We start from the raw sequence: 12,078 nt of genomic DNA on the forward strand, positions 1-12,078 counted from the left end.
ACGCCCCGGGAGGACCGTGCCAGCGCGAGCAATACTTGTGGTTTTACAATGCTGATTAAATGGCGGCTTTGGGTTTGGTGTCGGGGGATTTCGACGCGCCCGAGTCGCCGGAGTCTTTCTTCGAATCGTTCTTGTAGTCTGGCTTGCGGTAGTCGGTGATGTAGAAGCCGGAGCCCTTGAACAGCAGGCCGCCGCCGGGCGAGATGAGCCGTTCGACATCCGGCTTGCCGCAATTGGGGCAGACAGCCAGGGGCTTTTCGGTCATGGTCTGAAAGGCCTCGAAGCGGTGGCCGCAGACGCGGCAGCGATAGTCGTAGGTCGGCATGGCGATCATCTCCCCCGCGCCGGCGGGCGCGGCAGATGATTAAGTTATCGGAATAGCGGCTCGAATTCAATCGGCATCACTCACTTTCCCCTGATGTGAGCGGTCCCGCGGAAGCCGAGCGCCCCCGCGGGACCTTCTCGGAACAGGGGTTGTCAACTCACCTTGACCTCGATCTGCTTGGGCATCGCCTTCTCGGTCTTGGGGATGGTGACGGTCAGGACGCCGTTGGTATAGTCGGCGCTCACTCGGGATTCATCGGCCCAAGCCGGGAGGTTGAACGAGCGCGAGAACGTGCCCATGAAGCGCTCGGTGCGGGTGTAGCCCTTGCGCTTCTCCTCACGGGACTCGTTGCGCTCGCCCTCGATCGTCAGGATGCCGTCCTGGACGACAACCTTGATGTTGTCTTTCTCCATGCCGGGCATGTCGGCCTTCAGCAGAACCTTGTCATCTTCCTCGACAATGTCCACCGACGGCCGGATGTTCAGGACCGGCAGATCGAGATTGGCCAACGGCGAGTTGTTAAAGAACTCGTCGAAGATGCTGGAGATGGCCCGCGAGAGCGGGACCGCGTTGCGCGTGGGTTCATACTTGACCAGTGACATACGCATTACCCCCTTTCTTCTGAGTTAACTCATCCATGCGGCCTTGCGGCCGCTTCCGACCATCATGTATGCAGGAGGCGTGCCAAATCCCGTAAGGCGTTGGGGAGTAATAGAATATGACAATTGACTCATGACCAACATGGCCAATATGACATATTTGGCAGAAAATAGCGCCACAATGGCATAACAACCGTTCAGTTGGCTGTCGATGTGGCAGGGGCGAGGCAGATCAGATTGCGTTTGGAGTCGGCCAGTAGGATGCGGTCGCCGGCTATGATCGGGGCGATGACCGCCTGGCCGGAGAGGGTGGTGTCGGCCCAGACCACCTCGCCGGTGGCGGCGGATAATGCGGTCACCAGGGCGTTGCGGGCGGTGACCAGGAGCAGATCGTTGCTGAGGGTGGGAGAGAGGTTGGCGATCGCATCGAGCGCGTAATCCCAGCGGATTTGGCCATTCTGACGGTCCAGCGCGGTGATGCGGCCATCGTTGGCGGCGACATAGATCAGATCGGAGCCGACCGCGGGTGTGGCGAAGATCCCGCCGCCGAGGCGGATATTCCACAGCAGATGGCCATCGCGGCAATCCAGCGCGGTGACGAACGAGTCGGCGCCGCCGAAGAACAACTGGCCGCCATCGACCGCCACGCCCTCGATCGCTCCTGAGACCCCATGCTGCCAGAGGATGGAGCCATCATCGGCCGCCAGCGCAAAGAGGGAGCGTCCGCTGGCGGCATAGACAACCGAATCGACCACCGCCGGCGCGGTGCGGATCGGTCCCTCACACTCGGTCTCCCAGAGGATCTCGCCCCGCGGCGTCAGCGCGCGCACCTGGGCACTCCAGGTCGAGATCAGGATCGTGGAGTCATTGAGCAACCGCGGCGGGGCACTGGCCGAGTGCACGCGGAAATCGGCGCGTTCCTTCCCCTTCTTCATGTCGAAGCGCACGAACCGTCGGTCCTCCTGATCGGTGAGGACCGCGAAGTCGGTCGCGAAGGCCAGCACGCCCAGCACCGGGCCATCGAGACGCTTGCGAAAGCGCCTCTTCCCGCTGGCCAGGTCATAGACTTCGATGCGCCGGTCCAGCCCGGGGAAAAAGACCAGTCCATCGCGCACCACCGGTTCGGAGGCGGCGACGCCGCCGGTCTTGACCGACCAGGCGACGGTGTACGGCACATCGGGCAGCGCCTGCGGGGCGCGTCCGGAGTTGGCCTGATCGGCGCGCGGGGTCGGCCAGCCGGCGGCCCCGGGCGATGGATACCACAATTTGGGCCGTCCGCCGGAGCAGGCGGCCAGCGCGAGGGCGGCCAGCGCGAGGGCAGGCAGGAAACGTCGCATCAGAAGTTCCACCCGAAGAAGAACTCGAAGCGGGTCTTCTTGTCGATGGTGCGGAAGTCGGTGCGCCGCGCCCAGTCGAAGCGCAGCACGACCAGGTAGCCGAGCGCGACGCGGGCGCCGAGTCCCAGCGAACCCTCCATGCGTCCGAATTCCTCCTCCCAGGCGTTGCCGGCATCGAAGAACAGCGCGCCGCGGATGGCCTGGAAGCCGAGATCGGCGACCGGGAAACCGACGAAGAGCGCATCGATGAGCGGGAAGCGCAGCTCGTTGGAGGCGAGCACGACATTGCGGGCATAGACATCGCGGCGATCATAGCCGCGCAGGTCCCAGCTGCCGCCGAAGTAGCGTCGTTGCGGTTCATGGCCGGAAGAGAAATGCCCCATCAGGCGCATGGCGAAGGCGGAGTAGCGACCGAGCCGGAAGTACTTGCGGGCGTCGGCGATCACCAGTCGGTTGAAACTGCGGAAGTTCGACAGATCGGCGGTGTAGCCGGCGGTGAGCATGAAGCGCCAGCCATCGATCGGCCCGGAGATATCCCAGAGCGAATTGTCATGCACCAGCGAGAGGAATTGCGTGGCCAGCACCGCCTTGCGCGTGTCGGTGAGGATCGATGCGCGGTCGGAGTGGCGCAGGTACAGCGAACTCTCGATGCGGCGGAACTTCGAGAGCGGGTAGGCGAGGTAGCCGGCGACGCCGATCTGCCGTTCCTCGATCGGGCCTTCGACCGGATCGTTGTAGTCATAGAACAGATGGTAGGCGCCGTAGCCGTAATTGAGACGGTTCTCGCGGTTGAAGTACGAGACGGCAACGTTGAAGCTCTGGAGGAATTCATCCTTGGTGTCGGCGTTGTTGGCCAGCAGGAAGAAGTACTGGTGGTCGCCGAGGACATCGGTGAGCGCGGTCTGGAAACCGCCGACGGTGCCATAGAAGGCATCGTAGGAGACCGCCGACTGGGCAATGTCGAAGGAGAAATCACGTTCGTATTTCACCGCGCTTTTGGTCATCTCGCCGGAGCCGGCCTCGGGCTGCCAGGTGGGCTCCCACGGTCCATTGCCGGCGGCCAGAAGCTCGGAAGGCAGCGTGTCGGGCAGATCCATGCGGTAGATCTGGAAGCCGCTGTTCTGGTAGGCGGTGAAGACGATGCTTTGGCCGTCGGGCATCAGGTGCGGATCGAAGGCGCCGGTGGCCAGATGGGTGAGCTTCTGGCGGCGGCCATCGGCGAAGTGACGGTAGATGTCCAGCACCCCTTCCTCATCGGAGGTGTAGACCATCGACCCGCCGTCGGGAGCATAGGAGGGGCCGCGCAGGTTGTGCGCGCCGGTCAGGTAGGGGCTGATGCGGCCGGTCTTGAAATCATAGAGGAAGAGATTGAGAAACCCCCGGGCGCCATGCGCGCCGCGATCGGAGGCAAAGAGAACCGCCGATCCATCGGGGGTAAAGACCGGATCAATGTCGAAAAACCAGTCATCGGTCAGACGGTCGAGCGCGCCGGAGGCCAGATCGAGGTGGTAGAGATCATAGACGCCGTCCTTGCCGGAGCCGGCGAAGATGACGCGCCGTCCATCGGCGGAGTAGTGCGGCGAGCTGATATTGTAGAGCGAATCCCAGCGGTGCTCGCCGACGATTCTTCTGGTGGCGGCGTCGAGTTCATAGAGGACGTCGCGTTCATGCCGCTGGCCGGAGAAGACCACCCGGCCATCGTGGACATCCAACGATGAGCCCAGCAGGTGCAGCGACTCGAAGCGCGGCGAGCGCTCGCCTTTGAGCAGGACCTCGACGTCGCGTTCCGCGCCGCCGGGGGCGGCATTGGTGCGGTAAATGCCGGCGTAGCCGAGGCGGTTCGCCTTGAAGATGATCTGGTCGACGGTGTCGGCGCCCTCAATGGCCCGCACCGGGACCGGTTTGACACTGTAGCCGGGCTTGGTGAGCGGTTCGTAGACGCGGTCGGGAAGTTCACGGGACTGAATGGTCGGGAAGTACTTCTTCTTCAGCCAATATTCCCACTCGCGGCCGATCTCCTCCAGACTCTTGCCGAAGGTGTACCTTGCCACGCCGTAGAAGTCGGGGGCGCGCCAGCAGTTGTCGAGCAGGTAGATCAGGTACTCGGCGCCGTAGGTCTCGGCGACGAAGTGGCAAAACGACTCCCCCTCCTTGTACATGAGGTAGGTGCCGGCGATGGCGTCGATGCGTTCGAGGTTGAAGAAGCGGCCGGTCAGAACCAGGTCGCTTAAGATCATCTCGGCGTCGGATTCCCACGGCCGCGAGAAGTACTCGGCGATCCCCTCGGTGAACCAGAGCGGCGGCGCGGCAACGTTCAGCTTCTTGTACTTCGACGCGACCGCGGACAGCTTCGAGTAGGTGAAGACATGGACCAACTCATGTTGCAGGACGCGGCGGAAATCCTCATAGGAGCCGTTGAACGGCAGCACGACCCGCCCCTTGAAGAATTCGGTGAATCCGGCGACGTTCTCGGGCAGGAGCGACGAGATCACGTTCGTCTGCGTGAAAAAGCGCGGCGACGAGTAGATGATCAGCGGAATCCGGTCGTTGCACTCGTGGTTGAAGCGGTCGGCCAGGTAGTCGTAGGAGTCATGGGCCGCCTCGGCGGCGATTTCGGCCAGCTCGCGTTCGGCGTCATAGAAGTAGATGTCGAACTTGTCGGTGGCGAGGACCTGCCATTCAAAGTCGGTGTACTGAACCTTGTTCTTGCCAAAGTAGTACTGCGCGTCGACCGGGGCGGCACAGACGGCCACCAGGAGGGCGGCCGCGATCAGGCGGCCCATCCGGCACGGATTCTGGTGGTGGAGGCGGCGCATCGGGTCTACTTCAGATTGTCGTCAGAATGTCTCGGCGCGTGCAGTCCGTGACGGGGGCAAGTCGAATCGTCGGGGATCTCCCCTGCCGGACTGATTACCGATGAGGGCGCCGGACATTCCCTGTCCGCGAGCGGGGCGCATCCTAATCTACATCACGGGGGCGGCGGGGGTTCCGTTGGCCGTCTTTGCCGGAGGCGCGTTCGACCCCGAGGACCCCGGCGACCCCGCGGATGCGTCGCATGATGTCGGAGAGGTGCTGAAGGTTGCGGACCTGAATATCGATGGAGCCCATGCCGGTGGCGCGGTCGGCCGAGAGCGAGACCCCCTGGATGTCGGTTTCGGCGTCGGCGATGGCCTGGGTGATGTCACGCAGCAGGTGTTTGCGGTTTTCCATGGTCAGGTTGAGACGGACCAGGAAGGACTGGTCGGGGGAAACATCCCACTCGACTTCGATTCTGCGTTCGGCGCGGTCGCGCAGGGCAAGGACATTGACGCAGTTGGCGCGGTGCACGGTGACGCCGCGTCCGCGGGTGATATAGCCGACCACCGCTTCGCCGGGGACCGGCTGGCAGCAGTTGGCGAAGCGGAACATCATGTTGTCGAGGTTATGGATGCGGACGCCGCGCACGGGATGGGGGCGTTCGACGGTCTCGGCGGCGGCGGGGAGTTCGGGCCCGGCGGGCCGTGGCTGGAACCGGTTGAGCAGGGTGCTGGCGGCCATGATGCCGGAGCCGAGCGCGGCCAGGAGACTGTCGACGCCGGAGTGATTCAGCTCGAGCGCCCACTGGTGGAGGGTGGACTCGTTGGGCATCGGCACCCGGGTGCGTTTGGCCTCGCGGGCCAGCAGGTCGCGTCCGAGTTCGACCGAGTGGTCGAATTCGACCTTGTTGAAGTGCTGGCGAATCTTGGAGCGGGCGCGCGAGGTGACCACGAAGGAGAGCCAGTCGCGCGAGGGACGGATCTGGTTGCTGGTGATGATTTCGACCTCGTCGCCGGAGTGCAACTGGTAAGTCAGCGGGACAATGTGTCCGTTGACCTTGGCGCCGACGCAGCGGTGGCCGACGGCGGTGTGCACGGCGTAGGCGAAATCAACGGGGGTCGCGCCGGCCGGGAGCGGCTTCAGGTCGCCGTTGGGCGTGAAGACATAGATCTCCTCGTGGAAGAGATCGGTCTTGAACAGCTCGAGGAACTCCTTGGGATCGCGCGTGTCCTTCTGCCATTCGAGAACCTCACGCAGCCAGGACATCTGGCGGTCGGAGCGGTCGAACTCCTTTTTTCCTTCTTTGTAGAGCCAGTGGGAGGCGATTCCGAACTCGGCGGTGTAGTGCATTTCGCGGGTGCGGATCTGAATTTCGACCATGCGTCCGCGCGGGCCGATCACGGTGGTGTGCAGCGACTGGTACATGTTGGTCTTGGGGGTGGCGATGTAATCATGGAAACGGTCGACCACCGGGGTCCAGAGGGTGTGGATCACGCCCAGGGCATGGTAGCAGTCGCGTTCGTAGGGGACGATCACGCGAATGGCCAACAGGTCGTAGATTTCCTCGAAGGCCTTGCGCCGTTTGACCATCTTGCGGTAGATCGAGTCGAGGTGCTTGGCGCGTCCGGAGATTTCGGTCTGGATGCCTTCCTTGTCCAGCCCGGCCTTCAGCGGCGTGATGACTTCCTGGATGTAGGCCTCGCGTTCCTCGCGCTTGAGTTCGACCTTCTCGGCGATGTCGCGGTAGGCGTCGGGATGGAGGTACTTCAGCGAGAGGTCTTCCAGCTCCCATTTGATCTTAGCCATGCCGAAGCGGTGGGCGAGCGGGGCATAGACCTCGCGGGTTTCGAGGGCGATGCGTTCGCGTTTGGCCGCCGGCAGATATTCCAGAGTGCGCATGTTGTGCAGCCGGTCGGCGAGTTTGATGATGATGACGCGGATGTCGCGCGCCATCGAGATCAGCATCTTGCGGAAGTACTCGACCTGCTGCTCGGCGTGGCTCTGGTATTTGACGCCGGAAATCTTGGTGACGCCGTCGACTAAGTGGGCGATTTCCTCGCCGAAGCGTTCGCGGACGGCATCGATGCCGTAGGGCGTGTCTTCGACCACGTCATGGATCAGGCCGGCGGTGATGGTGGCGGTGTCGAGGTGCTGCTCGGCGAGGATCATCGCCACGGCGAGGCAATGGTTGATGTAGGGTTCGCCCGATTCGCGCTTCTGGCCGGCGTGAACCATCTCCGAGAACTCATAGGCGCGGCGCAGCAGCGGGATGTCGACGTTGGCGTTCTCGGCCTCCACCCGGATGATGAACTCGGCCAGATTCAGATCGGGCGGCCGGTTCTCCAGCGGACGCGGCATCGCGGCGCCGGTGTCGGGTTTGGGGATGGTCGAGTCGGGCTTCATTATTCTTTAGATCGGCCGTTCGGGACGTCTCTGTAAGTATACGCGAACAACCGTGGTTATGACAGCCGCCCCTTGCCGGCGGGCCGGGCGCTCAGCGCGTGGACAACCGCAGGCCAACCACGCCCAGCAGAATCAAACCGATGCTGGCCAGACGGATCAGGTCGCGGGATTCATGAAAGAAGATCATGCCGAAGATGGCGGTCCCCAGGGCGCCGATGCCGGTCCAGACGGCGTAGGCGGTGCCGATCGGGAGGGCGCGCACAGCGAGGGAGAGAAAGTAGAATGAGCCGAGCATGCCGCCGACGGTGATCATGGACGGGATTGTGCGCGAAAAACCGCGGGTGTACTTGAGGCCGACCGCCCAGACGATTTCGAGGAGGGCGGCGATCAGGAGTTGAAGCCAGGGCATGGGTGGGTCCTTTCGACGCGTCGGTCGACGACGGTGAATCGATAAGATGGGATGGCGGGTGGCTTTCAGCAATGGCGGTTGTGCGCGGACGAAGGGCTGAAAGCCCCTTCTCTCGCGGGGGTGTAGCGAGGCGAAGAGCACGCTCTTTCTTCATCACGTGCACGCGAGGTAACAACGATTGGGGCTAGGCGGCGGGGTCGCTTTGCGGAGTCTCGGATTGCAGGGTGGGCAGGGAGGCGCCGCGGACGCGGGCGACGGTCTCGTAGAGGGTTTGCTCCCATTGGTCGAGGCGTTGGTCCCAGGTGCAGTGGGAGTGGACATAGTTGCGGGCGGCGCTGGCCATGCGCAGACGGCGGTTGTCGTCAGCGAGCAGGGCGGCGATGGCGTCCGCCAGCGCGGGCGCATTGTCGGGCGGGACCAGCGCGCCGAAGGCGCCGCGGGCCATGAGGTCGGAAATGCCGCCGACATCAGTGGCGACGGTCGGCAGGCCGGACGCAAGGTTCTCCAGCAACGATCGCGAGACAGTCTCCGAGCCCAACGAGGCAATCACGCCGAGATCGCAGCGCGCCAACAGGGCCGGCAGACGCGGCAGGCGGCGGTCGATCACGGTGAAGTCATCGACCAGGTTGCCCTCGACAAACCAGCGTTTGAACTGGTCGGCGGTGTAGTCTTTGGGGTAGCCGACCAGCAGGAAGTGCGCCGGAATGTTGCGGCGTTTGAGGATGCCGGCCGCGGAGATGAGGACCCGGTGGCCTTTGATCGGCGCGAAGCGGGCGACCATGATGACCAGCGGCACCCCCTCGGGCAGAGTGAGGCCGTTTTCGCGCAGGGCATTGGCGGACAGGTCGGCGTAATCAGCCGGTTCGATGCCGGCTTCGATGATGCGCATGCGCTCGGGCGCGATGCCCAAGCGATTGTGGTAGGCGGCGAAGTGGCGGCTGTTGGCGGTGACAATCAGGTCGGTGGCGCGTCGATGCAACCACACCGCCAGCGGGTGGCGTTTCGGCGGCTTGGGATCGAGGGCGCGTACCCGGATGACCGTCAGCTTCGGCGCGCGCAGGGCTTTCGCCAGCCCCCAGAGAGCATGATCCTCGCCGCCATGGGCAAGGACGACATCGGGACCCTTTTCGCGGATCAACGCCGTGACGGCGCGCAGGTTGTGATAGAAGCGGCCGGGGGATTTCTCCTCGAAATCAAGCTGGTCGATCACCGGCAGACCGGCGGCGCGGGCGCGTTCGAGGGCGGAGTGGCCGCGTCGCGACAGATACCATACCTGGTGGCCGCGCGCCTGCAGGCGTTTGGCGGTCTCGATGGCATACCAGGTTCCGGCCGAGCCGCCGCCGAGTGTGGCCGACACGAGGATCTTCATGGCAGGAGTCCCTGGAAGTAGTGTTCGAGCCGTTCGAGCATCAGATCCTCGGTGAACATCGCGCGCACGCGTCGCGCGCCATTCTGCCCCAGTTGTTCGCGGCGGGCGGGCGCGGCGCCGAGTGACTGGATGGCGGCGGCCAGCTCGGCGACATCGCCCGACGGGACCAACAGCCCGGCCTCGTCGCGTCCGACCACCTCGGGAATGGCCCCGGCATCGGAGGCGACCACCGCTTTGGCCCGGGTCATCGCTTCCAACAATACCCAACCGAAGGTCTCTTCGCGAGACGGAAGAACCAGGAGATCGCAGGCGTTGAGGAAATCGGCAGGATCACTGCGGAAGCCGAGGAAATCGACATGCGCCGCGATCCCCAACTGCGATGCCAGGGCCTGCAGCTCCTTCTCCTTGACGCCGTTGCCGACAATCGCCAGCCGGGATTGCGGCAGTGTCTTCAGCGCGATCTGGAAGGAGCGCAGGAGGACATCGACCTGCTTGACACGTCGCAGACTGCCGACGAACAGCGGCAGGAAGACATGATCGACGATTCCCAGACGGTGACGAAGGTTGAGGACTTCGGCCGGAGGCAGAGGGTCGACCGGAACGATGCCGTTGGGGATGACGGTGATGGACTCGGGCTTCCAGCCGGCCCGACACAAAAGCTCGCGCGAGTACTCGGAGGGAACGAGCGCATGGTCGACCAGGCGGTCGCGGGTGAGACGTTGGAACCAGGCGAATTTGGGGCGTCCGCCGACACGCCAGATCACCGGGATGTCCAATTGCCGGGCGGCCAACCCAAGCGAGCGGATGTCGCGTCCGGAGCCGACCACGGCCAGCTGGGGACGGTCTTCGCGGGAGAAGCCGCGGGCGCGGGCAAAGGTGAGCAGGTCGAGTTCCCAGCGGAAGGGCCAGACGAGGGTGCGGATGCCGGCGGCGGCGGTGCGCGGCAGAAGCACGCTGCCGGCGCGTCCGGCGACGGTCACGCGCCAGCCGGCGCGTTTCATGCCGGTGGCGGCGGAGAGCATCCACTGTTGCAGGCCCCCCCAGCCCTCGGAACTGTCACAGAAGAGAATGTGCGGCATCAGGGGGTCCCGGCCCGGCGGCGAAGTTCGCCCAACTTGGCGTAGCGGGTGAAGACATATACAGCCGAATACCAGGCCTGGACGAACCCCGGCCAGCCATCGAGGAAGCCGAGGCGCAGAATGTAAGAGCGCAGGAACCGAAAGGGCGGCTTGAGCGCCAGCGCCAGGGCCGAGACGCTTCTCCCCTGCGCCAGCATCTGGCGGGCGGCGAGCGTGGTGTAGAGATTCTGGCGCGCCAGATGCTCCTCGATGGTGCGTTCGCCCTCATGCAGCAGGAGACCATCGAGGATGCGGGTGCGTCCGGGGTTTTTCAGCGACTCGTGGATCAGGGCGTCGTTGATTTCGCAACGGCTGCGGCGCACCAGTCGCAGGATGACATCGCGCCCCCAGTCGCCATGAGCGAGGAAGCGTCCGAGGAAGCGGGTGCGGCGGCGCACGAGGAAGCCATCGCATTCGCCCTGATCGCGTGTCACCGCCTCGATGATCGACTGGGCGAGCGGCGGTGTGACGACTTCATCGGCGTCGATCATCAGCACCCATTCGCCGGCGGCCTTGCCGAGCGCATACGCGCGGGCGCGGGCGAAGCCCTCCCAGGGGCGGCGTTCGACCTCATTGGCCAGCGAGCGGGCGACGGCCTCGGTGTTGTCGGTGGTGGCGGCATCGACGATAACGATGATCTGCTCGCAGAAACGCAGCGATTGCAGCGTGGCGGCGATGGTGGCGGCGGCATCGCGGGCGATGACACAGGCGGAGACCCGCGGGGGGCGTGGGCGCCCGCGCAACTGCGCGGTGAGCGGATCGATGGGCGTCTGGTCCATCACGTCGCGGTTGCGCCCAGCTCGCCGAAAAGTGCCTCGACGGCATCGACGGTCTTGTTCAGGTCAAAGGTGTCGATCACGCGCGCATGTCCCCGTTCGGCCAATTCTCTTCGACGGTCGGGAGACCCGATGAGTTGCATCACGGTGTCGGCGAGCGCCGAGGCATTATCGGGCGGAACTAGCCAGACGGCATCGGCGCCGACCACTTCGGGGATGGCGCCGACATGGGTCGCTATGCAGGGCTTGGCGTGCAGCATCGCCTCGAGCAAAACATAGCTGAAGGATTCGTAGCGCGATGGCAGAATAAACAGGTCGCAGGCGGTGAAGTAGACCGTTGGGTCGCTGGAATAGCCGGTGAGGGCGACGGTTCCGGTCAGGCCGAGGGCGGCCACCCGGGCGCGGACTTTCCCCTCATCGGGGCCGGTCCCCACCAGCCAGAGGCGGGCATGGGGATGGCGACGGCTGACGGTTGCGAAGGCGGAGATCAGAGTGTCGATCCCTTTGCCGGGCATCAAACGTCCGACATAGAGGCACAGAAACGTATCGGGTGGCAGACCCAGAAGGGAGCGCGCGGCGGCGATCGCCTCCTCAGAGGGACGTGGGCGCAGCGCAATGCCATTGGGGATGACCGTGATCTTCTCGCACAGCCAGGCGAAGGGTTGCAGTTCCTGACGGACGGTTTCCGACGGGGCGATCACGCGGGAAATCAGGCGGCCGGTGAGGCGGTGAACGAGATTGTCCTTGGGCTTGGGGCCCATGCGCCAGACGACGGGGGTGTGCCGCCGGCGCGCGACCCAGCCGACGGTGCGGATGTCGCGTCCGGTGGTGACGAGGACGGCTGCCGGCTTGTGTTCGCGCAGCCAGTGACGGGCGGCGCGGATGGTGGCCCAGTCGAAGTCGCGTTGGAAGGGCCAGGCGACGGTGGGCAATCCGGCGACCTGGG

General features: G+C 64.5%; 10 protein-coding genes. All 10 read right to left on the reverse strand.

Going from position 1 to position 12,078, the window contains the following annotated elements:
* Nucleotides 1-55: 55 nt before the first annotated feature.
* Nucleotides 56-325, reverse strand: a complete 270-nt coding sequence (locus tag VNN55_10780) for a zinc ribbon domain-containing protein (GenBank protein HWO58039.1) — start codon at nt 323-325, stop codon at nt 56-58.
* Nucleotides 326-477: 152 nt separating this feature from the next.
* On the reverse strand, nt 478-927 hold the full coding sequence (locus VNN55_10785; protein HWO58040.1) for an Hsp20/alpha crystallin family protein: 450 nt from the start codon (nt 925-927) through the stop codon (nt 478-480).
* A gap of 194 nt (nt 928-1,121) precedes the next feature.
* The gene (locus VNN55_10790) at nt 1,122-2,261 is read right to left on the reverse strand and encodes a PQQ-binding-like beta-propeller repeat protein (GenBank protein HWO58041.1); all 1,140 of its coding nucleotides are present in this window, start codon (nt 2,259-2,261) and stop codon (nt 1,122-1,124) included.
* Nucleotides 2,261-5,077 carry a BamA/TamA family outer membrane protein gene (locus VNN55_10795; GenBank protein ID HWO58042.1) on the reverse strand — a complete coding sequence of 939 codons (2,817 nt, stop codon included), beginning with the start codon at nt 5,075-5,077 and terminating at the stop codon, nt 2,261-2,263. The genes VNN55_10790 and VNN55_10795 overlap by 1 nt, the downstream gene beginning before the upstream one ends.
* Before the next feature lie 142 nt (nt 5,078-5,219).
* Nucleotides 5,220-7,460 carry a bifunctional (p)ppGpp synthetase/guanosine-3',5'-bis(diphosphate) 3'-pyrophosphohydrolase gene (locus tag VNN55_10800; GenBank protein HWO58043.1) on the reverse strand — a complete coding sequence of 747 codons (2,241 nt, stop codon included), beginning with the start codon at nt 7,458-7,460 and terminating at the stop codon, nt 5,220-5,222.
* 91 nt (nt 7,461-7,551) lie between these two features.
* Nucleotides 7,552-7,869, reverse strand: a complete 318-nt coding sequence (sugE, locus tag VNN55_10805) for a quaternary ammonium compound efflux SMR transporter SugE (GenBank protein HWO58044.1) — start codon at nt 7,867-7,869, stop codon at nt 7,552-7,554.
* A gap of 184 nt (nt 7,870-8,053) precedes the next feature.
* Nucleotides 8,054-9,238 (reverse strand): glycosyltransferase family 4 protein, encoded by a 1,185-nt coding sequence (locus VNN55_10810; protein HWO58045.1) that lies wholly within the window; start codon nt 9,236-9,238, stop codon nt 8,054-8,056.
* The gene (locus VNN55_10815; protein HWO58046.1) at nt 9,235-10,317 is read right to left on the reverse strand and encodes a glycosyltransferase family 4 protein; all 1,083 of its coding nucleotides are present in this window, start codon (nt 10,315-10,317) and stop codon (nt 9,235-9,237) included. The genes VNN55_10810 and VNN55_10815 overlap by 4 nt, the downstream gene beginning before the upstream one ends.
* Nucleotides 10,317-11,135: a glycosyltransferase family 2 protein gene (locus VNN55_10820; GenBank protein HWO58047.1), complete on the reverse strand. Its 819-nt coding sequence runs from the start codon at nt 11,133-11,135 to the stop codon at nt 10,317-10,319. The genes VNN55_10815 and VNN55_10820 overlap by 1 nt, the downstream gene beginning before the upstream one ends.
* A partial coding sequence (locus VNN55_10825) for a glycosyltransferase (protein HWO58048.1) occupies nt 11,135-12,078 on the reverse strand: 944 nt, incomplete at its 5' end. The genes VNN55_10820 and VNN55_10825, both read right to left, overlap by 1 nt.

Source organism: bacterium, from assembly GCA_035559435.1.
Classification (GTDB): domain Bacteria; phylum Zixibacteria; class MSB-5A5; order WJJR01; family WJJR01; genus JACQFV01.

What these genes read in the sequence shown, in the direction of transcription:
- VNN55_10780 (HWO58039.1), bottom strand. Translation starts at nt 325, where the DNA reads ATGCCGACCTACGACTATCGCTGCCGCGTCTGCGGCCACCGCTTCGAG.
- VNN55_10785 (HWO58040.1), bottom strand. Translation starts at nt 927, where the DNA reads ATGTCACTGGTCAAGTATGAACCCACGCGCAACGCGGTCCCGCTCTCG.
- VNN55_10790 (HWO58041.1), bottom strand. Translation starts at nt 2,261, where the DNA reads ATGCGACGTTTCCTGCCTGCCCTCGCGCTGGCCGCCCTCGCGCTGGCC.
- VNN55_10795 (HWO58042.1), bottom strand. Translation starts at nt 5,077, where the DNA reads ATGCGCCGCCTCCACCACCAGAATCCGTGCCGGATGGGCCGCCTGATC.
- VNN55_10800 (HWO58043.1), bottom strand. Translation starts at nt 7,460, where the DNA reads ATGAAGCCCGACTCGACCATCCCCAAACCCGACACCGGCGCCGCGATG.
- sugE (HWO58044.1), bottom strand. Translation starts at nt 7,869, where the DNA reads ATGCCCTGGCTTCAACTCCTGATCGCCGCCCTCCTCGAAATCGTCTGG.
- VNN55_10810 (HWO58045.1), bottom strand. Translation starts at nt 9,238, where the DNA reads ATGAAGATCCTCGTGTCGGCCACACTCGGCGGCGGCTCGGCCGGAACC.
- VNN55_10815 (HWO58046.1), bottom strand. Translation starts at nt 10,317, where the DNA reads ATGCCGCACATTCTCTTCTGTGACAGTTCCGAGGGCTGGGGGGGCCTG.
- VNN55_10820 (HWO58047.1), bottom strand. Translation starts at nt 11,135, where the DNA reads ATGGACCAGACGCCCATCGATCCGCTCACCGCGCAGTTGCGCGGGCGC.